23 protein-coding genes are annotated in these 22,215 nt (G+C 69.2%); 19 read left to right on the plus strand and 4 right to left on the minus strand.

Annotation, left to right across the window (positions count from 1 at the left end):
• The first annotated feature begins 10 nt into the window (after window positions 1–10).
• The 5 genes from ACFV9C_RS04045 (at window position 11) to ACFV9C_RS04065 (ending at window position 3,118) form a co-directional block, all read left to right on the plus strand.
• Window positions 11–451, plus strand: a complete 441-nt coding sequence (locus ACFV9C_RS04045; RefSeq protein ID WP_380190890.1) for a hypothetical protein — start codon at window positions 11–13, stop codon at window positions 449–451.
• 248 nt (window positions 452–699) lie between these two features.
• The gene (locus tag ACFV9C_RS04050; RefSeq protein WP_380190573.1) at window positions 700–1,227 is read left to right on the plus strand and encodes a YbaB/EbfC family nucleoid-associated protein; all 528 of its coding nucleotides are present in this window, start codon (window positions 700–702) and stop codon (window positions 1,225–1,227) included.
• 1 nt (window position 1,228) lies between these two features.
• Window positions 1,229–1,828, plus strand: coding sequence for a recombination mediator RecR (gene recR, locus ACFV9C_RS04055; protein ID WP_380190574.1), 600 nt, complete (start codon window positions 1,229–1,231; stop codon window positions 1,826–1,828).
• Window positions 1,821–2,465 (plus strand): DUF5063 domain-containing protein, encoded by a 645-nt coding sequence (locus ACFV9C_RS04060; protein WP_380190575.1) that lies wholly within the window; start codon window positions 1,821–1,823, stop codon window positions 2,463–2,465. The genes recR and ACFV9C_RS04060 overlap by 8 nt, the downstream gene beginning before the upstream one ends.
• A 2-nt stretch (window positions 2,466–2,467) precedes the next feature.
• A complete protein-coding gene (locus ACFV9C_RS04065) occupies window positions 2,468–3,118 on the plus strand; it encodes a hypothetical protein (RefSeq protein WP_380190576.1) in 651 nt (216 codons plus the stop codon).
• Here ACFV9C_RS04065 and dinB read toward each other — a convergent pair.
• Entirely contained in the window at window positions 3,115–4,317 is a 1,203-nt protein-coding gene (gene dinB, locus ACFV9C_RS04070; RefSeq protein WP_380190577.1) for a DNA polymerase IV, read from the minus strand. The genes ACFV9C_RS04065 and dinB overlap by 4 nt on opposite strands.
• Before the next feature lie 95 nt (window positions 4,318–4,412).
• On the opposite strand from dinB, the gene ACFV9C_RS04075 reads away from it, so the two are divergent.
• The gene (locus tag ACFV9C_RS04075; protein ID WP_380190578.1) at window positions 4,413–5,624 is read left to right on the plus strand and encodes an MFS transporter; all 1,212 of its coding nucleotides are present in this window, start codon (window positions 4,413–4,415) and stop codon (window positions 5,622–5,624) included.
• Here ACFV9C_RS04075 and ACFV9C_RS04080 read toward each other — a convergent pair.
• Both ACFV9C_RS04080 and ACFV9C_RS04085 read right to left on the minus strand, forming a co-directional pair.
• On the minus strand, window positions 5,507–6,067 hold the full coding sequence (locus tag ACFV9C_RS04080; RefSeq protein WP_380190579.1) for a dihydrofolate reductase family protein: 561 nt from the start codon (window positions 6,065–6,067) through the stop codon (window positions 5,507–5,509). The genes ACFV9C_RS04075 and ACFV9C_RS04080 overlap by 118 nt on opposite strands.
• A gap of 57 nt (window positions 6,068–6,124) precedes the next feature.
• A complete protein-coding gene (locus ACFV9C_RS04085) occupies window positions 6,125–6,445 on the minus strand; it encodes an ArsR/SmtB family transcription factor (RefSeq protein WP_380190580.1) in 321 nt (106 codons plus the stop codon).
• A gap of 217 nt (window positions 6,446–6,662) precedes the next feature.
• On the opposite strand from ACFV9C_RS04085, the gene ACFV9C_RS04090 reads away from it, so the two are divergent.
• Together ACFV9C_RS04090 and ACFV9C_RS04095 are read left to right on the plus strand one after the other, a co-directional pair.
• Complete coding sequence (locus ACFV9C_RS04090; protein ID WP_380190581.1) at window positions 6,663–7,934, plus strand: aspartate kinase; 1,272 nt, start codon at window positions 6,663–6,665, stop codon at window positions 7,932–7,934.
• A gap of 5 nt (window positions 7,935–7,939) precedes the next feature.
• Complete coding sequence (locus tag ACFV9C_RS04095) at window positions 7,940–9,037, plus strand: aspartate-semialdehyde dehydrogenase (RefSeq protein ID WP_380190582.1); 1,098 nt, start codon at window positions 7,940–7,942, stop codon at window positions 9,035–9,037.
• Between the two features lie 188 nt (window positions 9,038–9,225).
• Here the strand turns inward: ACFV9C_RS04095 and ACFV9C_RS04100 are convergent, their stop codons facing one another.
• A complete protein-coding gene (locus ACFV9C_RS04100; protein ID WP_380190583.1) occupies window positions 9,226–10,215 on the minus strand; it encodes a helix-turn-helix domain-containing protein in 990 nt (329 codons plus the stop codon).
• A 1,090-nt stretch (window positions 10,216–11,305) separates the two neighbouring features.
• On the opposite strand from ACFV9C_RS04100, the gene ACFV9C_RS04105 reads away from it, so the two are divergent.
• From ACFV9C_RS04105 to ACFV9C_RS04155, 11 genes are read left to right on the plus strand one after another with little or no spacing between them, the layout of a single operon-like run.
• Window positions 11,306–12,172, plus strand: a complete 867-nt coding sequence (locus ACFV9C_RS04105) for an ABC transporter permease (RefSeq protein ID WP_380190584.1) — start codon at window positions 11,306–11,308, stop codon at window positions 12,170–12,172.
• The gene (locus ACFV9C_RS04110) at window positions 12,159–12,977 is read left to right on the plus strand and encodes an ABC transporter ATP-binding protein (protein ID WP_380190585.1); all 819 of its coding nucleotides are present in this window, start codon (window positions 12,159–12,161) and stop codon (window positions 12,975–12,977) included. Before ACFV9C_RS04105 ends, ACFV9C_RS04110 begins: the two co-directional genes overlap by 14 nt.
• Window positions 12,978–12,981: 4 nt before the next feature.
• Window positions 12,982–14,076 carry a glycosyltransferase gene (locus ACFV9C_RS04115; protein WP_380190586.1) on the plus strand — a complete coding sequence of 365 codons (1,095 nt, stop codon included), beginning with the start codon at window positions 12,982–12,984 and terminating at the stop codon, window positions 14,074–14,076.
• Entirely contained in the window at window positions 14,073–15,395 is a 1,323-nt protein-coding gene (locus ACFV9C_RS04120; RefSeq protein ID WP_380190587.1) for a glycosyltransferase, read from the plus strand. Before ACFV9C_RS04115 ends, ACFV9C_RS04120 begins: the two co-directional genes overlap by 4 nt.
• On the plus strand, window positions 15,392–16,036 hold the full coding sequence (locus tag ACFV9C_RS04125; protein WP_380190588.1) for a hypothetical protein: 645 nt from the start codon (window positions 15,392–15,394) through the stop codon (window positions 16,034–16,036). Before ACFV9C_RS04120 ends, ACFV9C_RS04125 begins: the two co-directional genes overlap by 4 nt.
• A 4-nt stretch (window positions 16,037–16,040) precedes the next feature.
• Window positions 16,041–17,225, plus strand: a complete 1,185-nt coding sequence (locus tag ACFV9C_RS04130; protein ID WP_380190589.1) for a hypothetical protein — start codon at window positions 16,041–16,043, stop codon at window positions 17,223–17,225.
• A complete protein-coding gene (locus ACFV9C_RS04135) occupies window positions 17,222–17,833 on the plus strand; it encodes an acyltransferase (protein ID WP_380190590.1) in 612 nt (203 codons plus the stop codon). Before ACFV9C_RS04130 ends, ACFV9C_RS04135 begins: the two co-directional genes overlap by 4 nt.
• A complete protein-coding gene (locus ACFV9C_RS04140) occupies window positions 17,830–18,921 on the plus strand; it encodes a DegT/DnrJ/EryC1/StrS family aminotransferase (protein ID WP_380190881.1) in 1,092 nt (363 codons plus the stop codon). The genes ACFV9C_RS04135 and ACFV9C_RS04140 overlap by 4 nt, the downstream gene beginning before the upstream one ends.
• A gap of 3 nt (window positions 18,922–18,924) precedes the next feature.
• Complete coding sequence (locus ACFV9C_RS04145; RefSeq protein WP_380190591.1) at window positions 18,925–19,932, plus strand: Gfo/Idh/MocA family protein; 1,008 nt, start codon at window positions 18,925–18,927, stop codon at window positions 19,930–19,932.
• A 5-nt stretch (window positions 19,933–19,937) separates the two neighbouring features.
• A complete protein-coding gene (wecB, locus tag ACFV9C_RS04150; RefSeq protein WP_380190592.1) occupies window positions 19,938–20,990 on the plus strand; it encodes a non-hydrolyzing UDP-N-acetylglucosamine 2-epimerase in 1,053 nt (350 codons plus the stop codon).
• Window positions 20,991–20,994: 4 nt separating this feature from the next.
• Window positions 20,995–22,194 carry an acyltransferase family protein gene (locus tag ACFV9C_RS04155; protein ID WP_380190593.1) on the plus strand — a complete coding sequence of 400 codons (1,200 nt, stop codon included), beginning with the start codon at window positions 20,995–20,997 and terminating at the stop codon, window positions 22,192–22,194.
• The last annotated feature ends 21 nt before the right edge of the window (window positions 22,195–22,215 follow it).

Genomic DNA, 22,215 nt, shown 5'->3' on the forward strand with positions numbered 1-22,215 from the left:
TGGCGGGGCGGTGGTTTTGGAGGAGCCGCCGGATTCTGAGTACGACGTACCGCCGGAGGATCCGTGGGATGCCGGACCGGTAGATCAGGGGGCGCAGGCGGGGCATGCGCCGGGCGGGCGACAGCCGTCGGCGGGACAGCACGGCGGGCAACAGCGTTCGGGCGGGCAGCAGGGTTCGGGTGGGCAACAAGGTTCGGGCGGACCGTCGGGTGTGGTGGATCGGCGGGAGCAGGCGGCCAGTAAGCGGCGGGCGGCGGAGGCGGCGGTGGCTGCTGAGCAGGCTCGGCAGGCGGCTACGGCGGCCGCCGTTCCTGAGGTGCCGTTGACGCCGGAGGAAGAGGCGGACTCGATCGGGGAGGACGACATGGTGCTCGAGGACGACTCGCGGTCGCATACGGATCTGCTGCGGGACACGCTCGGTGCCCAGATCATCACCGAAGAGCCGAACTGAGTTCATCTGCGCGCCACCCGGCGGCAAACAGGTTCGTCCACAGGACTCGCAGCATCAGCACGGTGCCTGTCCACACAATCCACAGGTCTGTGGATAAAGATGTCCACAAGGTTGTGGATAAGTGTGGGGAGAACGTGCGGTTTTCGGCCGCGAGTGGGGTTGTCGGGGCGACCGGCTAGTGTTGAGGCTCCGGCGCGGGTTGTGTCCACAGCCGGGGTCAAGGAAGCGGTTCGGACGAGGAGATCGCAGTGTTCGACGGTGGCGGTGCTGGGGGCTTCGACATGTCCAACCTGCTCGCGCAGGCGCAGGCGATGCAGAACCAGTTGATGGAGGCGCAGGCCGACCTCGAGGGGCAGGAGATCGAGGGCTCGGCGGGTGGCGGTCTGGTGACTGCCCTGGTGTCGGGTACGGGTGAGCTGCTCAGCCTGGACATCAAGAAAGAGGCCGTCGACCCGGACGACATCGAGACGCTGGCCGATCTGATCGTCGCCGCGGTGCGGGACGCCTCGGAGAACGCGAAACAGGCCGCGGCCGCCGCGATGGGACCGCTGGCCGGTGGGCTGGGCGGGGCCTTCGGTGGCGACGCCGGCGGCTTCCCCGGGTTCGGCGGTGGTGCGCCGACGGCGCCGACCGGCTTCGGGCTACCGGCCGCTACCCCGCCCGAGGTGGGGGCAGGCGACGACGAGCCGGGCGCTCAGGCAGGTTCGGATGGGCGTGGGGTCGGGTTCGTGAACCCGGGGAGCGCGGCCGGCGAGTCCGGTCAGAACCCGGGCTGACGTGTACGAGGGGGCCGTTCAGGATCTCATCGACGAGCTGGGGCGGTTGCCCGGTGTGGGGCCGAAGTCGGCGCAGCGGATCGCGTTCTACCTGCTCGCGGCCGACGAGACCGACGTACGGCGGCTCGCGCACGTGCTCGTGCAGGTGAAGGAGAAGGTCAAGTTCTGCGAAATCTGCGGCAACGTCGCGGAGGAGGTGCAGTGCCGGATCTGCCGGGACCCGCGCCGCGACCTGAGCCTGATCTGCGTGGTCGAAGAGGCCAAGGACGTGGTGGCGATCGAGCGCACCCGCGAGTTCCGTGGCCGGTACCACGTGCTCGGCGGCGCGATCTCGCCGATCGAGGGCGTCGGGCCGGACGAGCTGCGGATCAAGGAGCTGATGCAGCGGCTGGCCAGCGGCGAGGTGACCGAGATCATCCTGGCCACCGACCCGAACCTCGAGGGTGAGGCGACGGCGACGTACCTGAGCCGGCTGCTGCGGCCCATGGGCTTGCGCGTGACCCGATTGGCTAGTGGACTTCCTGTAGGCGGTGACCTCGAGTATGCCGACGAGGTCACACTCGGACGGGCGTTTGAAGGGCGACGATCGATCGATGACTGAACCAACAGATATTGCGGCACGGGCGTTGGCCACCGACAGCGAGGACCTGACGGAGTTCGCCGAGCAGATCGCCGACCAGGTCCGCAGCTTCCTGATCTCGGTGCGTGACATCGCCGCGCAGCCGGACGAGGACGGCGTCGACGAGGGCCTCGCCTCGCTGCCGTACCTGCTGCTCGAGGTGAGCCAGCTGCTGCTGGCCGGCGGGCGGCTCGGGGCGTTCGAGGACTTCGTGCCGGAGGAGCGCTTCGAGAGCGACGCCGGCCCGGACCCGGACCTGGACGCGATGCGGGACCGGCTGGCGGTGCTGTTCGAGGGCCTGGACGAGTATGCCGAGGTCTTCGACCCGTACGCCGCGCCGCCGGAGATCACGGTCAACCGGCTCTCCGACGACCTGACGGCGATCGCGACCGACCTGGTCCACGGCCTCGCGCACTACGAGGACGGCCGGGTCGTCGAGGCGCTCTGGTGGTGGCAGTTCTCGTACGTCTCCACCTGGGGTGCCGCGGCGAGCGCCGTACTGCGGGCCATCCAGTCGCTGATCGCGCACGACCGGCTGGAGCCGGCGCACGACGCGGAGACCGAGGCCACCGACCGCGAGCTCGTCGAGGTCGCCGAGGAAGTCGTTCAGCGCCGGTAGCTGTGTCCGTTCTCGAGTTGGTACGGCGGCTGCCCGAGCCGGCGGTGGTACGACGCGTGAGCCGGGCGCTCGCCGTACTCGACGTGGTGCTGAACGACGACGAGCGGACCAGGTACTACGAGTTCGACGCGCGCTGGTCCGCGACCGAGGAAGCCGCGTTGATGCGGGACGGCTCCGGGAACGAGTACTCGCTGGTGTTCGCGCCGGACGGGGTGTTCGGGTACGGGTTCGACCACGAGTCGCCGGTGTCGCCGTACGCGAACGGGATGCGCCCGTGGCCGGGGCTGCTCGACGGCGTACCCGAGGTGTTTCACGAGCAGCGTGACGACAAGGCGTTCTGCGACGACGGGGTGCCGCGCGCGACGGTGTGCTTCTGGCGTACGACGGCCGACACCGGCTGGCGCTGCGGGCCGGTGGAGAACGTCGAGGCCGACGGCGCGGACGAGTTGTTCGAGCTGCTCGCCGACGGCCGGCCCGAGGCGTACCTGACGTTCGCCGAGGAGTACTTCGAGGTCGCCCTCGACCTCGAGGCGGTCCGGCACGTGTACGCGCTGATGCCGTTGACGGAGTACGTCGTCACGTCCCTCAACCGGCAACGCCGCCTCACAGATCTCAAAGACGCCATCGCCGAGATCGGCTATCCACGTAGCTAGTCCGGGAGCATCGGCATCTCCAGGCCTTGGGACTTGCCGAGGAGGATGCCGCGGGTGATGGCGGCGGTGCCGAACTTGTCCTTGACCTTGTCGAGGGCGCTGTCGAGCTCGTTGTTCGCGGCCTTGTCGAACGGGAGCGCCAGCTGCAGGGCGGCGTCGTTCTCGAGGTTGCCGACCGAGATGCCGATCATGGTCAGGCCCTGCGCTGCGATCAGCGGCTGGGCGCCGCGGAGCAGGGCGCGCGCCGTCACCAGCAGGGCGCGCGTCTGATCGGTTGCCTGGGGCAACGTGTGGGAGCGGGTCGCGCGGCTGAAGTCGTCGAACCGCAGCCGCAGCGTGACCGTCCGGCCGGAGCGGCCCGCGGAGCGCATCCGCCGGGTGACGCGGTCCACCAGGCCGGCGAGCACCGCGTCCAGGGTGGCCGGTGACTTCGGCGACCGGCCCAGCGCCCGCTGGGATCCGATCGACCGGCGCCGCCGCCCGACCTCGATCGGCCGCGGGTCGCGGTTGTGCGCGAGCGCGTGCAGATGCCGCCCGGAGGCGCGGCCGAGCATCGCGACCAGGGCGGCCTCGGGCAGCATCGCGACGTCGCCGACCTTGGTCAGCCCGCGATTCCGGAGCTTCTCCGCGGTCACCTCGCCGACGCCCCACAGCCGCGAGACGTCCAGTGGATGCAGGAAGTCGAGCTCGCCCTCCGGCGCCACCTCGAGCAGCCCGTTCGGCTTCGCGACCCCGCTCGCCACCTTGGCCAGGAACTTCGTCCGCGCCACCCCGACGGTGATCGGCAGCCCGACCCGGGACATCACCTCGGCGCGCAACCTGGCCGCGATCTGCACCGGCGTACCGCGGATCTTCCGCAGCCCGCCGACATCGAGGAACGCCTCGTCGATCGACAACCCCTCGACCAGCGGCGACGTGTCGTCGAAGACCTTGAAGACGGCCCGGCTGGCCTCGGTGTACGCCGACATCCGCGGCTCGACCACGATCGCGCCGGGGCACCGGCGGAGCGCCTGGCCGCCGTTCATCGCGGTGCGCACGCCGTACGCCTTCGCCTCGTAGCTGCAGGCGAGCACCACGCCCGCACCGACGATCACCGGTCGCCCGCGCAGGCGCGGGTCGTCGCGCTGCTCGACCGACGCGTAGAACGCGTCCAGATCGGCATGCAGGATCGTCGCCGCGCCTGACAGAGACACGAACATATGTTCGCATAATCCCCAAGAAAAGGTAGGGACAAAAGTGAGATAGGGAGAATTCCCGACGCGGCCGACATCGATGTCAGGAAACAATGCACGTTATGGACCTGTCGGCGTACCGCGACCTCTGGAAGACCCGTGGCGTGATGTCGTTGCTCGCCTCGGCGCTGATCGCCCGGCTGCCGGTGCTGGCGACGATGGTCCCGCTGGCCTTCCTGGCCAAGGACGCGGCCGGCAACTTCGGCTGGGCCGGGGTGGTGGCCGGCGCCTACTCGGTCGGTACGGCGGTCGCCAGCGTGGTCTGGTCCCGGATGGCCGACCGGAAGGGCGCCCGCAAGGTCGTCATCGGCACCGGGATGGCCTGGGGTGCGTCGATGGCCGTCGTCGCGCTCCTCCCGTACAGCTGGTACCGCCTGCTCCCGGTGGCCGCCGCGATCGCCGGCGTCTGCGTCGCCCCGGTCACCTCGGCGCTCCGGGCGAACTGGCCGCGGATCGTGCACGGCTCACGGCTGCGGGCCGTGTACTCGCTGGACGCGACGGCGCAGGAGTTGCTGTTCGTCATCGGCCCGATGACCGGCGCGGTCATCGTGAGCTTCGCGAGCCCACGGGCCGGTCTGCTGGCCTGCGCCGTGACCGCGGCGGCAAGCATCTGGTGGTTCGGGTTGAGTCAGCAGTCCGGCTCGCACCACGACGAGAACTCCGGCCCGCGACCGACCGCCCGCGAACTGCTGTTCCATCGGCATCGTGCCCCGTTGCTCGTCGCCTGGGCGTGCCTCGTGATGGGCTTCGCGGCGATGTCGCTGGGCATGGTCGCGGTCGCCGACCAGCACGGCAACCGGCTGATCGCGGGCGTGCTCGAGATGGTCGCCGCGATCGGCAGTGTCAGCGGCGGTGTGATCAACGGCGCACTGCCCGGCCGGCGGCACTCGTACGTCTGGCGGCGGATGCTGGCGCTCGCGGTGCTGATCTCCGGCTGTGTCTTCGTGACCTCGTCGGTGGTCGCGCTGGCGGTGATGATGTTCGCCGCCGGCTGCCTGATCGCGCCGACGATCGCCGCGGTCTACGAGCGGATCGGCGAGCTCACCCCGCAGTCCGCGCACACCGAGATCTTCGGCTGGGCGCAGAGCGGCGGCATGGTCGGCTCGGCGGTCGGGTCCGCCGTGGCCGGCGCGGTGGTCGAGGCGTTCGGCGTCCGCTACGCGTGGGTCCTGGCGGCCGGTCTCGGCGTACTGGCGACCCTGTCCCTGCTGCGCGTGCCGCCCCACCGACCGTCGGACATCAGCGTCGTCGACGGTACGGCGGTCGCCGCGTAACGGACCCGGTAGTTCGCCTCGAGGACGCCGCCGTCGCGCGCGCACATCGAGATCAGCCGGAGCTGCCGGCGGTCCAGCAAAGTACCGCGGCCGGCGGCGACCGGGTGGACCAGCAGCGACACCTCGTCGACCAGGCGCCACTTGAGCAGCGAGCGGATCAGCGTGAGGCTGCCGATCACGTGCAGGTCCTCGCCCGGCACGGACTTCAGTGCGGTCAGCACCCGGCGGGTCTCGCCCTGCAGCATCTCGGTCCCCGGGCGGGCGACCACGGGGCGGGAGCCGACCACGAGGTTCCGGGTGTGTTCGGGTACGCCGAGTGAACCGGCGTACCGCTCGAATGTCCGGCGGCCGAAGAGCACGGTCCCGGCCGCGGGCATCAGCTGTCCGAGCGCGCCGCGCGGCAGCCACTGCTCCGGGCGCTCCACGATGCCGTCCTCGGACATGCACAACCTGGCCACTATGTTCCGCATACTCACCAGATGCGGGCGCGGGCGCAAAAGTTACGGTCGGCGGCCGCGGTGCAGCTCGGTCTCCAGCGCGTCCAGCCGGTTGGTCCAGAACTTCCGGTACCGGTCCAGCCAGGTATCGATCTCCCGCAGCGGCTCGGGAGCCACCGCGTACAGCCGCCGGGTGCCGTCGACGGTCACGGTCGCGAACCCGTTGTCCCGCAGCACCTTGAGATGCTGGGAGACGGCCGGCTGACTGATCCCGAACTCCGTGCCGATGGTGCCGGCGATACTGCCGGCCGGCAGCTCGCCCTCGGCGAGCAGCTCCAGGATCCGGCGCCGGACCGGGTCGCCGAGGATGTCGAACGCGTGCACCCGCCAATTATTTCAGCGATGGCTTATATGAACAAGGACCATTTCCGGCGTGAACCACGCGCGATCGGGGAACCTTCGGTGCGGACGGTGATCTGCCGGACCGGGTGCTGGTCGGCCGGTGGGCAACGGTCAGGTCACGGCTAGAATGACCCCCGAGACTACGCCTGGTGCAACGCCGCACGGCGTACCGCAACCAGTGGTTTGAGGAGACAACACTGTGGGACGCGTCGTACACAAGTACGGCGGTTCTTCGGTCGCCGACGCCGATGGCATCAAGCGCGTGGCCCAACGGATCGTCGCGACGAAGAAGGCCGGGAACGACGTGGTGGTCGTCATCTCCGCGATGGGGGACACCACCGACGAACTGATGGACCTGGCCCAGCAGGTCTCTCCGCTGCCGCCGCCGCGCGAGCTCGACATGCTGCTCACCTCGGGTGAGCGGATCTCGGCCGCGCTGCTCGCGATGGCGATCGCCAACCTGGGGTACGAAGCACGCAGCTTCACCGGCTCGCAGGCCGGCGTGATCACCACCTCCGCGCACGGCAACGCCCGGATCATCGACATCACCCCGGGCCGGATCGAGGAGGCGCTGGGCGAGGGGCACATCGCGATCGTGGCCGGGTTCCAGGGCGTCGCCCAGGACACCAAGGACATCACCACGATGGGCCGCGGCGCCTCCGACACCACCGCGGTCGCGCTGGCCGCCGCGCTGGAGGCCGACTACTGCGAGATCTACACCGACGTGGACGGCATCTTCACCGCGGACCCGCGGATCGTGCCGGCCGCGAAGCAGATCCCGAAGATCTCCTACGAGGAGATGCTCGAGATGGCGGCCTGCGGCGCGAAGGTGCTGCACCTGCGGTGTGTCGAGTACGCCCGCCGCTACAACGTCCCCGTCCATGTGCGTTCCTCCTTCTCGCAGAAGGAAGGCACCTGGGTCGTCGATGCGAAGGAACTGGATCAAACGATGGAACAGGCGATCATCTCCGGCGTGGTGCAGGACACCAAAGAGGCCAAGATCACGGTGGTCGGGGTCCCCGACAAGCCGGGTGAGGCGGCCCGGATCTTCGAGACGGTCGCCGGTGCCGACACCAACATCGACATGATCGTGCAGAACGTGTCGGCAGTGGCCACCAACCGCACCGACATCTCGTTCACGCTGCCGCGCGCCGACGGCGCCCGAGCGATGTCGGCCCTCGCCCGGATGAAGGACGAGGTGGGCTACGAGCAGTTGCTGTACGACGACCAGATCGGAAAGGTCTCGGTCGTCGGAGTCGGAATGCGCTCGCACCCGGGCGTGTCCGCGAAGTTCTTCTCCGCGCTCGCCGACGCCGGCGTGAACATCGAGATGATCTCCACCTCGGAGATCCGGATCTCGGTGGTCGTGGACGAGAACCTGGTGAACGCCGCCGTGACCGCGGCGCACACCGCATTCGACCTGGACGACGAGCACACCCAGGCTGTCGTGTACGGAGGAACGGGACGGTGACCCCTGTGAGCGCTGTGGAGAACACGATCGAGGACCGGACGGGTCTGCCCTCGCTGGCGGTGGTCGGTGCGACCGGCGCCGTTGGGACGGTGATGCTGACCCTGCTCTCGACCAGGCAGAACGTCTGGGGCGAGATCCGGCTGATCGCCTCCGAGCGCTCGGCGGGCAAGCAGCTCGTGGTCCGCGGCGAGACCGTCGAGGTGATCGCGCTCAGCGAGGACGCCTTCGACGGCATCGACGTGGCGATGTTCGACGTACCGGACGAGGTGTCCGCGCACTGGGCGCCGATCGCGGCCGCCAAGGGTGCGGTCGTGGTGGACAACTCCGGCGCGTTCCGGATGGATCCCGATGTACCGCTGGTGGTTCCGGAGGTGAACGCCGAGGCCGCGCGGAACCGGCCGAAGGGCATCATCTCGAACCCGAACTGCACGACGCTGTCGATGATCGTGGCGATGGGCGCGTTGCATCACCGGTACGAGCTCGAGCAGCTGGTGGTCGCGTCGTACCAGGCCGCGTCGGGGGCAGGGCAGTCCGGGATCGACGCGTTGTACGACCAGCTGGCGAAGGTGGCCGGCAATCGTGAGCTCGGGAGTACGCCGGGTGACGTACGCCGGGTCGTCGGGAACGATCTCGGTCCGTTCGCGGCGCCGTTGGCGTTGAACGTCGTACCGTGGGCCGGGTCGTTGAAGGATGACGGGTGGTCCTCGGAGGAGCTGAAGGTACGGAACGAGTCGCGGAAGATCCTCGGGCTGCCGGATCTGAAGGTGTCCGCGACGTGTGTGCGGGTGCCCGTGGTGACGACGCACTCGTTGTCGGTGCACGCACGGTTCGTGCAGGAAGTCGATGCCGACGGGGCTCGTGAGGTACTGCGGGACGCGCCGGGTGTGCTGCTGTTCGACAACCCCGCCGAGGGCGAGTTCCCGACGCCGGCGGACGTGGTGGGCACCGACCCGACGTGGGTCGGCCGGATCCGCAAGTCCCTCGACGACCCGAACGCGCTGGAGCTGTTCGTCTGCGGCGACAACCTGCGGAAGGGCGCGGCGCTCAACACCGCGCAGATCGCGGAGGTAGTCGCCAAGGAGTTCATCCCAGCACAAGCCTGAAAACCAAAAGCAAAAGCACCCCGCCCCTCGCTTCGCTCGGGGGCGGGGTTGTCTCTCGAGCCCGCAACCGGTGGTCGGGGGAAGGCGCCCGTTGGGCGGATGTTCTGCGGGCGGGTGAGCACGCGGCCCGGGCAGCGCCCGCGCTCGGTGGGCGGATGCCGGGCGGCCGCCCGGACGGATGCTTGGTGTCAGAGCCAGTTTTCGCGGGCTGCGTGTAGGGCTAGTTGGAAGCGGGTGCTGGCGCCGGTGCGGTTCATCAGGCGTTCCAGGTAGCGGAAGAACGTGCGGCGGCTGATGCCGAGGGTGCGGGCGATGGTGTCGTCGGCGGCGCCGGTGGCCAGCAGGGCCAGGAGACGGCGTTCGATGGGCTCCAGGCGGTCGTCCTCCGTGCCGACCGACGCGTGCAGCGGCAGGGCGTTGCGCCAGCACAGCTCGAACATCCCGATCAGCGCGGTCAGCAGGCTGCTCGGCCGGATGATCAGCAGCGAACGGTTCACCTCGGTGTCGCGCACCGACATCGACACGTACGCGATCGAGCCGTCGATGATCGTCAGCTTCGCCGGTACGTCGGGCAGCACCCGCGCCTGCTCACCCGCCTCCACGCACGGGAGGATGTTCTCGGTCAGGTACCCCGGCACCTCGACGGACTCCGGCGAGTACACGACCCGGTAGGCGACGCCGCGCTTCAGGTGGTCGATCTCCTCCTGGTTCGGGCCGCCGATGTAGTACGGCGGGGAGTCGATCGCGAGGATCTCGCGCTGCACGCTGTTCTTGATCTGGTGGATCCGCTCGACGATCGCGTTCCCGGTGACGACCTCGATCAGGTGGGTGGTCGACTCGCTGTGCACGGTCCGGCGGAACTCGTCGTACGCGTTCAGGACCTCGATCCGGGCCTGCTTCAGCTCGGACTCGCGGCGCAGCGTCATCGCCTCCAGACCGGCGTCCGGCGGCACCGGCAGGTACCGGGAGTGGTCCGAGCCGGACCGCCGCGCGAGACCGGCCTGCACCAGCCCGCTGAGCGTGCTGTCGATCGAGCCGGTCCGGTCCGGGACCGCGTCGTCCAGTTCGACGATCGACGACGGGCCGGTCCGCAGCAACTGCTGGTAGACCCGGATCTCGTCGTCGTTGAGTCCGAGCACCCGCAAATGGTCGGCACGCTCCGTGTCCGTTGTGCTCACGACTCTTCCCTCCCTGCCGATCGCCGTCACCTCCCGCTACCGTCTCTCCAGGTTAGAGGGGCCGATCCAGCCCGGAAGGCACTGTCCGTATCGGGCCAGCTGCGCGCAGCGATATTTGTTGTCCTGTCAGCATTCTTGTGCCGTGTCACCATCTGGCCACCATTTCCGCGCGGTAGTGAGCGAGAATTGAGGTCCAGCAGCCCGGCGACGGACCACCTGAGCGCCGCCGGGCTGCTGTTCCAATTCTGGCCCGTGCCGGCTGTCCCGTCAGCGATGCCGGTTTCGGTTGGATCTCGATCCGGCGCATCGGTGCCCTCGCACTTCCGTGCCATCACCCGCTGTGCCGGAGGGTGTACAAACTGTGGCATCTCCAATCGTGAGGCCGATTGAGGAGGAGTGCCCGATGCGACCGGTTCCGCCATGTGCCGCCGCCCGTCGTGTCCGGTGTGCCGTCCCCAGCGCGAAGGCATCTTTGCAGGGATCCCGCGTAGCGCTGTCCTCCACCGCCGGCCTCGGCAGGCCGATGACCGCCGCCCTGGTCATCGTGCCGGAGGATCCGGTGCCGCCGTCCGCGACCGCCCAGCGCGGAACCAGGCCCGGATCGAGGGTGGAACCCCGGGAGTTGCCGACGGGTGCTCCGTGGACGGTGAGGCTGTTCACGGCGAGTCCGGACGTGCTGTTGCGTGTCACGTCCGGCCCGTGTGGGCGGCTCTCGGGGTCCTGCCGCTGAACTGGTGTGCCGCGTCACGCCAACTTCGCGCCGGAGCGTAGCGTCGTACCTGATGATTTGACCGCGATTTGACTTGCCTGGAAGGCGTTTTGGCTGCCACTGGCTGTCAAATGTATATTCCGGATAACGATCGGCGAAGGACGACGCAGGTGTTGTGGACGCAGCGGGGAACAACGTTCGGTAGCCGTCCGTACGTCGTTGCTCACTAAGGAGGACCGCTGTGTCGTCGGCGTCCGAGCGGATCCGCTACTCTGCTTCCCGGTCTGCGTGGCTCGCCGCCGTACCCCGTGCGGTGTCCGCCGAAACCCAGGTGATCGGCCATCGTGGATCCAATTTCCGGCAGAGAGAGGCATCGCCTGCATGAACGCGACTAGCGTCGACGAGGAGTTCAACCCGTCGGTGCATGTGTACGAACCGCACAAGGTCGGACTGCCGGCTCTGCGCCCGTACTTCAAGGCGCTCTGGCAGCGACGGGAGTTCGCGGCGGAGATGTCCCGGACGAACATCCGGGGTGCGCACACGAACACCTTCTTCGGTCAGGTCTGGCTGGTGCTGAACCCGCTGCTCCTCGCCCTGGTGTACTACCTCTTGACCGACATCATCGCGGGCGGCGGCGCCCGGGTGGATGCCGGACTGCGGTTCGCTCACATGTGTGGCGGCTTGTTCGCCTTCTACTATTTCTCGGGTGCGATGACGGCCGGTGCGGCCAGCGTCGTCGGCGGCGGCAAGCTGCTGATGAACCAGTCGTTCCCACGGATGTTGCTGCCGCTGTCGGCGGTGCGGACCGCGTTCTTCCGGTTCCTGCCGACCCTGGTGGTGTACGTCGCCATCCACGTGCTGATGGGGCAGAAGCTGCGCTGGCAGATGCTGCTGGCGCCGGCGTTCCTCGCCATGCTGACGGTCTTCGCGGCCGGCATGGGGATGATCTTCGCCGCGCTGCAGGTGTACTTCCGGGACACCGCGAGCTTCCTGCCGTACTTCGTGCGGATCTGGCTCTACATGTCCCCGGTCCTGTGGTTCGCCGAGCAGGCACCGCCGAAGTTCCATGGCTTCATCCAGTACAACCCGCTCTACCCGCTGCTGGGCGGCTGGACCGACCTGCTCGTCAAGGGGCACATCCCGGTCGCCAAGATGTGGATCGGCGGCGGCTTCTGGGCGCTGCTGGCCTTCGGTGTGGGCGCGTTGTTCTTCATGTCGAGGGAGCGTGATTTCGTTGTCCGTCTCTGAGACCGAGAAGAAGCCGATGCAGAAGAGCACGTCGAACACGCCGGCCGTCAAGGTGCAGGACGTGTCGATCACCTACCGCACCACGTTCGAGCGGGTGCCGACGTTCAAGAGCGCGATCGTCCGGCTCGGCCGCGGCGAGCGCGCGGTGCGCGAGGTCAAGGCCGTCCAGAACGTGTCCTTCGACGTCAACCACGGCACCACGATCGGCATCATCGGTGCGAACGGCGCCGGCAAGTCGACGCTGATGCGCTCGATCGCCGGCATCCTGCCGCCGACCTCGGGCCGGATCGAGGTGCACGGCCGGGTCTCCACGCTGCTGTCGCTGGGCGTCGGCTTCAACGCCGCACTGTCCGGCAAGGAGAACGTGGTGCTCGGCGGTCTGGCGGCCGGTCTGAGCCGCAAGGAGATCCAGGCGCGGTACGAGGAGATCGCCGAGTTCGCTGAACTCGGTGACTTCATGGAGATGCCGATGCGGACGTACTCGTCCGGCATGTTCAGCCGGCTGGCGTTCTCCGTCGCGGTGCACATGGACCCGGACATCCTGATGATCGACGAGGCGCTGTCCGCCGGTGACGCGTCGTTCAAGACCAAGGCCGCGGCGAAGATGTCCGAGCTGGTCTCGAACAGCCGCACGATGTTCCTGGTCAGCCACGCGATGAGCAGCGTCCGCGAGATGTGCAACGACTGCATCTGGCTGCACAAGGGCAAGCTGATGATGCGCGGCGAGCCCAACGAGGTCATCCAGGCCTACACCAAGTTCCTGCAGGTCGGGGAAGAAGAAGCAGTCTCACTCGAGGACCTCTGAGGCGATGTCACGCAGTACGGCGCCGGACGTGGGGATCATCACGACCGGCCACGACGTGGCCGATGCGCGCCTGCACAAGATCACCGCGGCCCTGCAGCACCGCGACCTGAGGGTCGAGCTGTGGGGCCTCGGCGATGCGGAGGGCGGTCCGGCCGGTGCCACCGTGCACGCCGGGCCGCGCGGCAACCTGGTGCAGCGGCTGGCCCGGACCGCCGTACTGCCGTGGCGGACCAGCGCCAAGGTGGTGATGACGGTCGACCCGGACATGATCCCCTTCACCCGGTTGGTCACCGCGCTCCGGCGGCGCAAGCTGGTCGTCGACGTGCACGAGGACTACGAACGGCTGCTCGCCGACCGCGCCTGGGCGAAGGGCCCGGCCGGACTGCCGGCCCGGCTGATCGTCCGGGCGGGCTCGAAGCTGGCCGCGGGCGCCGACCTGACGGTGGTTGCCGACTCGCATCTCGCACCCCACCAGGCGAAGCACCGCCTGGTGGTGCAGAACCTGCCCGACCACGGCTTCCTGGCCCCGTCCCCGCCGACCGGCACCCCGCGCGCGGTGTACGTCGGGGACCTGCGCACCAGCCGCGGACTGTTCGACATGGTCGAGACCGTCGCCGCGGCGCCGGAGTGGTCGCTCGACCTGGTCGGCCCGGTCGCACCGTCGGACCGGGACCGGATCGAGGCCCGGATCGCCCAGCCCGACCTGGACGGCCGGGTCCGGTTGCACGGGCGCCAGCCGCCCGCCGACGCCTGGCGGATCGCCCACGGCGCCTGGGCGAGCCTCGCCATGCTGCAGCCGACCCCGGCGTTCATCGAGGCGATGCCGTCGAAGATCTACGAGTACCTCGCCAGCGGCCTTCCCGTGCTGTCCACCCGGCTGCCCCGGCAGTCGAAGGTGATCGAGGAGTCCGGTGGCGGAGTCCTGGTGGACTCGGTGGCGGAGGCGTCCGAGACCCTGCGGCGCTGGGCCGCGGACCCCGGTGAGCTGGAGAAGTTGCGCGATCACGCGCTGCAGTGGGCCAGTGAGCACCTGCCCACGACCACGCCGTACGACAACCTGGCCAACGCGATTCTCAACCTGCTAAGAGGACCTGCATGACCGACCGCCCACACCTGTTGTACGTCGCCTGGGGCTTCCCGCCCTGCCGGGGCGGCGGTGTCTACCGGGCACTGGCCACGGCCAACCGGTTCGCCGCGCTCGGCTGGAAGGTGACCGTGCTGACGGCCGACCGCGACACGTTCTTTCGGTTCACCGGTGCGGACCTGACCCTCGAGGAACGGGTCGACCCGTCCGTCGAGGTCGTCCGGGTGCCGTTCGAGTGGCCGATCCTGGAAGCCGACCTGCGCCGCTGGTCCAAGCGTCGCGCCTCGAACCCGAAGCTCTGGGCCAAGTGGCGCACCAAGCAGGACCAGATCCCGTTCCCGGAGAGCGGGTACGGGCCCTGGCGCTCGGTGATCGAGAAGGCCGCGGAGCGGATCCACAAGGCGCACAAGGTCGACCTCACCGTTGCCACGGCCAACCCGCACGTTGCGTTCACGGCGGCGTACCACCTGCACAAGAAGTTCCAGGTGCCGTACGTGATGGACTACCGCGACGCGTGGCTGCTGGACGTCTTCACCGGCGATCGCCTGCACGAGCCGGGCAGCCGGGCCGCGAAGTGGGAGAAGAAACTGGTCGAGTCCGCTCGCGAGGTCTGGTTCGTGAACGACCCGATCAAGGACTGGCACGAGAAGCTCTACCCGGCGCAGGCGTCGAAGATGCACACGGTCGCGAACGGGTTCGACCCGGACCTCGTGCCGGACACCCAGGACCGCGGCGCCGTCACCGACCGGCCGCTGGTCTTCGGGTACGTCGGGACCGTGTCGCCGAAGGTGCCGCTGAAGGAGTTCGTCGAGGGCTGGCAGCTCGCGAAGGAGCAGTCGCCGGAACTCGAGGGCGCGCGCGCGAAGATCTACGGCTACCTCGGGTACTACGCGCAGCCGCGGGCGGACATGCTCGCGACGATCAACGCGGCCGCGGACGCCGGGGTCAGCTACGAGGGCCCGGTCGGCAAGGCCGAGATCGCGAAGGCGTACGACGAGTTCGACGCGCAGCTGCTGATGCTGGGCAAGGGGCGATACGTCACCAGCGGGAAGGTGTTCGAGTACCTCGCGACCGGGCTGCCGGTGGTGTCGGTGCACGACCCGGAGAACGCGGCGTCCGACGTACTGCGCGGGCATCCGTTGTGGTTCCCGGTGAGCGACGTGACGCCGGAGGCGATCGCGGCGGCGCTGATCGAGGCGGCGCACGCGGCGCGGACCGCGGACGAGGGGATCCGGGCGAAGGCGCGCGAGTTCGGTGCGTCGTACCGGCGGGACCTGCAGCTGGATCCGCGGATCGAGTCGCTGGCCGCGTCTGTGCAGGGGGTGGCCGCATGAGCAACGTCGTACTGCTGTCCACGCGGCGGCTGCCGCCGACGTACTTCGACCAGGTCCGGGAGGACCTCGGCGACCAGAACCTCACCATCGACGTGGTCGGCTGGGTCGCCCCGTCGGCGTGGGTCGCCGACAAGGTCAACACTTTCACGCTGATCGGCCCCGGCCGGATGCCGGCCGCCCCCGCTCCCGAAGAACCGGTTGTTGTTGCTGAAAAGCCGGCGGTTGTTGCAGAGCCCGCACCAAAGCCCCAGCCCGCTGCACCTCAGCCGACCCCACCGGCGAAGCCGAAGCCGACCGGGGCCAAGCGCGTTGTGAAGGCGGTGGAGTGGCGGGCGCGGAAGGCTCGGAAGGTTGCCGGCAGGATGTTGCCGCCGGCAATCAAATCCTCGGCGCCGGTGAAGTTCCTGCGCGGCCAGCGGGCCACCAGCGATCTCGGGAAGAACTACTGGGAGCGGGTCCTCAGCCGTCGTGACGTGCTGACGACCATCGACCAGGCGGACGTCGTGATCGCACTGGACGCCGGCGCGATCTGGGCCGGCTGGAACCTCGGCCAGCGCAAGGCCAGCACCCCGGTGGTGCTCGGTCTGCCGGCGGCCCGCCGCGAGCTCGACATGATGAAGGCCCCAGTAGGTAATGGGTGACACAGTGACGGTGACGCGTGCGATCCGCGAGCACCTGCCGGCGCCACTGGCCCGGACCGCGGGAGCGGTCCGGCGGCGCCTGCGGGGCGTGCGGTACTCGTTCGCGCAGCTGCCGGCCTTCCCGCCGGTACCGGCGACGCCCGTGCGGATGCTGGTCGGACCGACCAACTCCGCCGGGCAGGGGCACGCCTGGGCACAGGCCGCGAACACCCTGCCGGACGTCGCCGCCGTCTCGTTCGCCTTTCACCGCAAGGGCCGCTTCCAGTTCGCCGACGACTACGGCGTACCGCTGGCCTGGTTCGGCCAGCCGCGCTGGCAGCGCGGCCAGCAGCAGTACGTCGCGCAGTACACGCACGTGATGGTCGAGTCGCTGCGCCCGCTGTTCGGCGCCCGCGGGTACGCCGACGCCCAGCCCGACATCGAGGAGCTGCTCGGCAAGGGCGTGCACGTCGCACTGCTCTTCCACGGCTCCGACATCCGCCTGCCCAGCCGGCACGCGAAGCGCGAGCGCTGGTCGCCGTTCGCCCCGGGCGACGACCTGACCGAGCGGCTCGAGCCGCAGGCCCGCCGGCACGCCGAGCTGGTGGAATCGTTGGGCCTCCCCGTCTTCGTCTCCACGGTCGACCTGCTGGACGACGTACCGAACGCCCACTGGCTGCCGGTCGCGATCGACCCGGCGCCGTGGCAGGCCGCCGCACGACCCCTGTTCAGTACGGCGAAACCGGTCGTCGCGCACGTCCCGTCGAACGCGAAACTCAAAGGCACGCAGGAGATCGACGAGGTCCTCACGGATCTCCAGGACCGCGGCCTGGTCGAGTACCGGCGGATCACCGGCGTCCAGCACCAGGACATGCCCGCGGTGATCGGCGACGCCGACATCGTCGTCGACCAGCTGCACATCGGCCTGTACGGCGTGGCGGCCGCGGAGGCCCTGGCCGCCGGGCGGATCGTGGTTTCGTACGTCGGTGACGAGGTCCGCCGCCGGGTGCGTAGTCTGACTGGGCGAGAGGTGCCGATCGTCGAGGCGGATCCCGACACCCTGGGTGACGTCCTCGGCGGGCTGATCGCCGACCGTGACACCGCCGCCGAGCGGGCCGCCGCCGGCCCCGGTTTCGTGACCGAGCTGCACGACGGACGCCGCTCGGCCGAAGTACTGAGAAGTTGGCTCATCCCGAAGGAGACCCTGTGACGTCCCGCATCGCGCCCTCCGCCGACGTCGACGACAGCGCCGAGATCGGCGACGGTTCGTCGGTCTGGCACCTGGCCCAGATCCGCGAGAACGCGGTCCTCGGCAAGAACTGCATCGTCGGCCGCGGTGCCTATGTCGGGACCGGGGTCCGGATGGGCGACAACTGCAAGATCCAGAACTACGCGCTGGTGTACGAGCCCGCGTCCCTCGAGGACGGCGTGTTCATCGGCCCGGCGGTGGTGCTCACCAACGACTACTTCCCGCGCGCGGTGAACCCGGACGGGTCGCCGAAGAGCGGGCACGACTGGGAACCGGTCGGGGTGACGATGAAGGAAGGCTGCTCGCTCGGTGCGCGCAGCGTGTGCGTGGCCCCGGTCACCATCGGCCGCTGGGCGACTGTCGCCGCGGGTGCGGTGGTGACCAAGGACGTGCCAGACTTCGCGCTGGTCGCCGGGGTCCCGGCGCGCCGGCTCAAGTGGGTCGGCAAGGCCGGGGTTCCGCTGCTCTCCGTCGGGGACGGCGAGTGGAAGTGCCCGAACACGGGCGAGATGTACATCGAAACCGACGGGCGGCTCCGGCCGGCCGGAGAAACTCAGGAGGAGAACTGATGGTGCAGCCGATTCCGGCCGCGAAGCCGATCATCGGGAAGGAGGAGCGCGAGGCCGTCGACCGGGTGATGCAGTCCGGCATGCTGGCCCAGGGCCCCGAGGTGGCGGCGTTCGAGCAGGAGTTCGGCGCAGCGCTGGTCTCCGGCCGGGCGTGCGTCGCGACGAACTCCGGTACGTCGGGCCTGCACCTGGGCCTGCTGGCCGCGGGTGTCGGACCGGGTGACGAGGTGATCGTCCCGTCCTTCACGTTCGCCGCGACCGCGAACAGCGTCGCGCTGACCGGGGCGACCCCGGTGTTCGTCGACATCGAGCCGACGTACTTCTGCCTGGACCCGGCCGCGGTCGAGGCCGCGATCACCGAGAAGACCAAGGCCGTCATGCCGGTGCACCTGTTCGGCCACCCGGCGAACATGACCGCGCTGCAGGCGATCGCCGACAAGCACGGCATCCAGATCTACGAGGACGCCGCGCAGGCGCACGGCGCCACCTGGAACGGCGCGCCGGTGGGCACCTTCGGCGAGTTCGCGATGTTCAGCCTGTACCCGACCAAGAACATGACGTCCGGTGAGGGCGGCATGAACTCGGTCGCGAACGCCGACCTCGAGCGCCGGATGCGGCTGTTCCGCAACCAGGGCATGCTCAAGCAGTACGAGAACGAGGTCGTCGGCCTGAACAACCGGATGACCGACCTGCACGCCGCCATCGGCCGGGTGCAGTTGACCAAGGTCGGCGGCTGGACGAAGCAGCGGCAGGAGAACGCGGCCTTCCTGGACGCGAACCTCGCCGGCGTCGGCGTCCCGGCGGTCGCCGCCGAGGCGAGCCACGTGTACCACCAGTACACGATCCGCGTCACCGAGGACCGGGACGGCTTCGCGAACGCGCTGCGGACCGAGTACGGCGTCGGCTGCGGCGTGTACTACCCGATCCCGAACCACCGGCTCCCCTCGTTCCGGCGTGAGCTGGACCTGCCGGAGACCGAGAAGGCCGCGGCCGAGGTGCTCTCGCTGCCGGTCCACCCGTCGCTGTCCGAGGACGACCTGAACCGGATCGTCTCCGCGGTGAACACCGTGGCGAAGGCGGGTGCGTGATCCATGTCGAACACAGCGAACCTGCGTGCGGGCCTGATCGGCCTGGGCATGATGGGCCGGCACCACGCCCGCGTCCTGGCGTCCCTCGAGGGCGTTGACCTGGTCGCGGTCGCCGACCCGGGCGGTGACAAGTTCAACGTGGCCGGCGGTCGTCCGGTGCACGAGAACATCGAGCAGCTGATCGCGGAGAAGCTCGACTACTGCATGGTCGCGGTGCCGACCCAGTACCACGCCGAGATCGCGAAGGCGCTGGCCGAGGCCGGCGTGCACGCGATGATCGAGAAGCCGCTGGCCGGTTCTTCGTCCGAGGCGACCGAGATCGCGAAGGCCTTCGAGGCGGCCGGCCTGGTCGGCGCCGTCGGTCACATCGAGCGGTACAACCCGGCGCTGCAGGCGCTGCGGGTGCGGCTCGAGAACGGTGAGCTGGGCGACATCTACCAGATCACCACCCGCCGCCAGGGCCCGTTCCCGGCCCGGATCGCGGACGTCGGCGTGGTGCTGGACCTGGCCACCCACGACATCGACCTGACGGCGTGGGTGACGCAGTCGCCGTTCGTCACGGTGGCCGCGCAGAGCGCCCACAAGTCCGGCCGGCAGTACGAGGACCTGATCGCGGTGACCGGCAAGCTGGCCAACGGCACCGTGACCAGCCACCTGGTCAACTGGCTGTCCCCGATGAAGGAGCGGCTCACCGTCGTCACCGGTGAGAAGGGCGCGTTCATCGCCGACACCCTGACCGCCGACCTGACGTTCCACGCCAACGGCACCGTGCAGACCGCGTGGGACGACGTCGCGCACTTCCGCGGTGTCAGCGAGGGCGACATGGTCCGGTACGCGATCAGCAAGCCGGAGCCGCTGAAGACCGAGCACGAGCAGTTCCGCGACGCGGTGCTCGGCAAGGAGGCGGACATCGTCACGCTGCAGCAGGGTCTGACCACCGTCAAGGTGGCCGAGGCCGTTCTGCAGTCGGCCTCCGAGGACCGGACCGTCACCGTCGCCGGGGAGCAGTAGTACTGATGAAGGTCCTGAGCGTTGTCGGTGCACGCCCGCAGTTCGTGAAGCTGGCGCCGGTGGCGGAGGCGTTCGCCGCCACCGACCACCAGCACGTGATCGTGCACACCGGGCAGCACTACGACAAGAACATGTCCGACGTGTTCTTCGCCGACCTGCGGATCCCGGACCCGGATGTCCACCTGGGCGTCGGGTCCGGTAGCCACGGTGTCCAGACCGGCGCGATGCTGGCCGCGATGGACGCCGTACTGGACGAGCACAAGCCGGACTGGGTGCTCGTGTACGGCGACACCAACTCGACGCTCGCCGGTGCGCTGTCCGCGGTGAAGATGCACCTGCCGGTCGCGCACCTGGAGGCCGGGCTGCGCTCCTTCAACCGGCTGATGCCGGAGGAGCACAACCGGGTGCTCACCGACCACGCGGCGGACCTGCTGCTGGCCCCGACCCAGGTGGCGATGGACCACCTGGCGAACGAGGGCCTGAAGGACAAGTCGCGGCTGGTCGGCGACGTCATGACCGACGTGTGCTTCCGGGTTCGCGACGCCATCCAGGGCAAGCCGCTGGACGGTCCGTTCAAGCAGGGCGAGTACGTCGTCTCGACGATCCACCGGGCCGAGAACACCGACGACCCGGAGCGGCTGGCCGCGATCGTCGACGGGCTCGCCGCGGCCGGTACGCCGGTGCTGCTGCTGGCCCACCCGCGACTGGTCGCGAAGTGCGCGGAACACGGCATCAAGCTGGAGCGTCCGGACGGTTCGCTGCACGTCCGGGAGCCGCTGGCGTACCCGGAGATGGTCCAGGCCGTGCTCGGCTCGGCCGGTGTGGTGACCGACTCCGGCGGTCTCCAGAAGGAGGCCTTCCTGCTCGGCCGGGTGTGCACCACGCTGCGCACCGAGACCGAATGGGTCGAGACGCTGGCGGACGGATGGAACGTGTTGACATCCGACGTGAGTAAGCTGCCCCAGTTGGCTGCACGGCCGGCTCCCACGGGGGGACGCCCAATGCCGTACGGCGACGGTCACGCTGCGGAGCGTGTCGTCGCCACTCTCGCGGAGTAACCACATGACGAAGGCCGCCGAAGAGAACCAGACAGAGCCGACCCAGGACGCCCCCGGGTCGGCTGCTGTCACGACCCCACCTCCCGGCGCGCCTGTCAGTACCACCTCCGACGCGAGCCCCCCGCGTTCCAGCGGGAGATTGCCACGAGTCGAGTCGCTCACCGGTTTGCGCTGGTGGGCGGCCTTCTTCGTGTTCTGCCATCACATGACCCAGCTGGCCCCGCTGCCGATCTACGACTTCCTGAAGTACGGCGTTTCCGGCGTCACGTTCTTCTTCGTGCTGTCCGGGTTCGTGCTGACCTGGTCGGCGCAGCCGGGGACGAAGATCCGGACCTTCTACCGGCGCCGGTTCGCGCGGATCTTCCCGCTGTACATCCTGACCCTGGTGGCGGCGTTCTTCGTCTTCTACCGGGTCGACCCGCCGGCCGGGATGCCTTGGATCAAACCGGTGTCGCTCACCGTGCTGGCGCTGTCCGTCCTGCTGGTGCACGGCTGGTCGAACAACCCGGACATCCTGTACGGCGGCAACCCGGCGGGCTGGACGCTCTCGGTCGAGGCGTTCTTCTACGCGTACTTCCCGTTCGTGTGGCGGCTGACGCGGCGGCTGAAGACCGCGGGTGGCCTGATCCTGTGCGTCGCGGTGATCGTCGTCAGCGGTGCCTACAAGCTGGCGCTGTTCCACTACAAGACCGCAATACCGATCCTGCCGCAGCCGGTGCTGCACTCGGTGGCGTTCCTGTTCGGTATCGGCCTGGCGATCGCGCTCCGGTCCGGGTGGAAGCCGCGGATCCCGGTGTGGTTCGCGTTCCTGGTCACCGGCGGCGGGCTGTACGTGCTCTGGTACTCCGGCTCGCACCCGGCCAACTTTCCGGGCGCGGTCACCATGGGACTGTGCCAGAAGGAAATCCTCACGCTGCTGTACGGCTTCCTGATCCTGGCGGTCGCGGCCCGCGACGTCCGCGGCGGCCGGTCACTGCTGCGCAGCAGGCCGCTGGTCGCGCTCGGCCAGTGGTCGTACGCGTTCTACCTGGTCCACGCGACCATCATGTACGCGATCAAGGAGTACCACGGCATCGCCGGCCCGATCGGCTGGTCGAACCTGACCTGGTACGCCGGCGTACTCGCCCTTTCGATCTTCGCCTCGGCGGTGCTCTACAAGTTCGTCGAGCACCCGATGGAGCGGCTGCTCCGAGGCAAACGATGAAGAATCACAACCTAGTGGAGT

The organism is Kribbella sp. NPDC059898 (assembly GCF_042730855.1).
In the GTDB taxonomy this organism is placed as follows: Bacteria; Actinomycetota; Actinomycetes; order Propionibacteriales; family Kribbellaceae; genus Kribbella.

Coding starts and splice junctions, on each gene's coding strand:
- ACFV9C_RS04060 (WP_380190575.1), top strand. CDS start 1,821: ATGACTGAACCAACAGATATTGCGGCACGGGCGTTGGCCACCGACAGC.
- dinB (WP_380190577.1), bottom strand. CDS start 4,317: ATGTTCGTGTCTCTGTCAGGCGCGGCGACGATCCTGCATGCCGATCTG.
- ACFV9C_RS04075 (WP_380190578.1), top strand. CDS start 4,413: ATGGACCTGTCGGCGTACCGCGACCTCTGGAAGACCCGTGGCGTGATG.
- ACFV9C_RS04080 (WP_380190579.1), bottom strand. CDS start 6,067: ATGTCCGAGGACGGCATCGTGGAGCGCCCGGAGCAGTGGCTGCCGCGC.
- ACFV9C_RS04105 (WP_380190584.1), top strand. CDS start 11,306: ATGAACGCGACTAGCGTCGACGAGGAGTTCAACCCGTCGGTGCATGTG.
- ACFV9C_RS04115 (WP_380190586.1), top strand. CDS start 12,982: ATGTCACGCAGTACGGCGCCGGACGTGGGGATCATCACGACCGGCCAC.
- ACFV9C_RS04120 (WP_380190587.1), top strand. CDS start 14,073: ATGACCGACCGCCCACACCTGTTGTACGTCGCCTGGGGCTTCCCGCCC.
- ACFV9C_RS04125 (WP_380190588.1), top strand. CDS start 15,392: ATGAGCAACGTCGTACTGCTGTCCACGCGGCGGCTGCCGCCGACGTAC.
- ACFV9C_RS04145 (WP_380190591.1), top strand. CDS start 18,925: ATGTCGAACACAGCGAACCTGCGTGCGGGCCTGATCGGCCTGGGCATG.
- wecB (WP_380190592.1), top strand. CDS start 19,938: ATGAAGGTCCTGAGCGTTGTCGGTGCACGCCCGCAGTTCGTGAAGCTG.
- ACFV9C_RS04155 (WP_380190593.1), top strand. CDS start 20,995: ATGACGAAGGCCGCCGAAGAGAACCAGACAGAGCCGACCCAGGACGCC.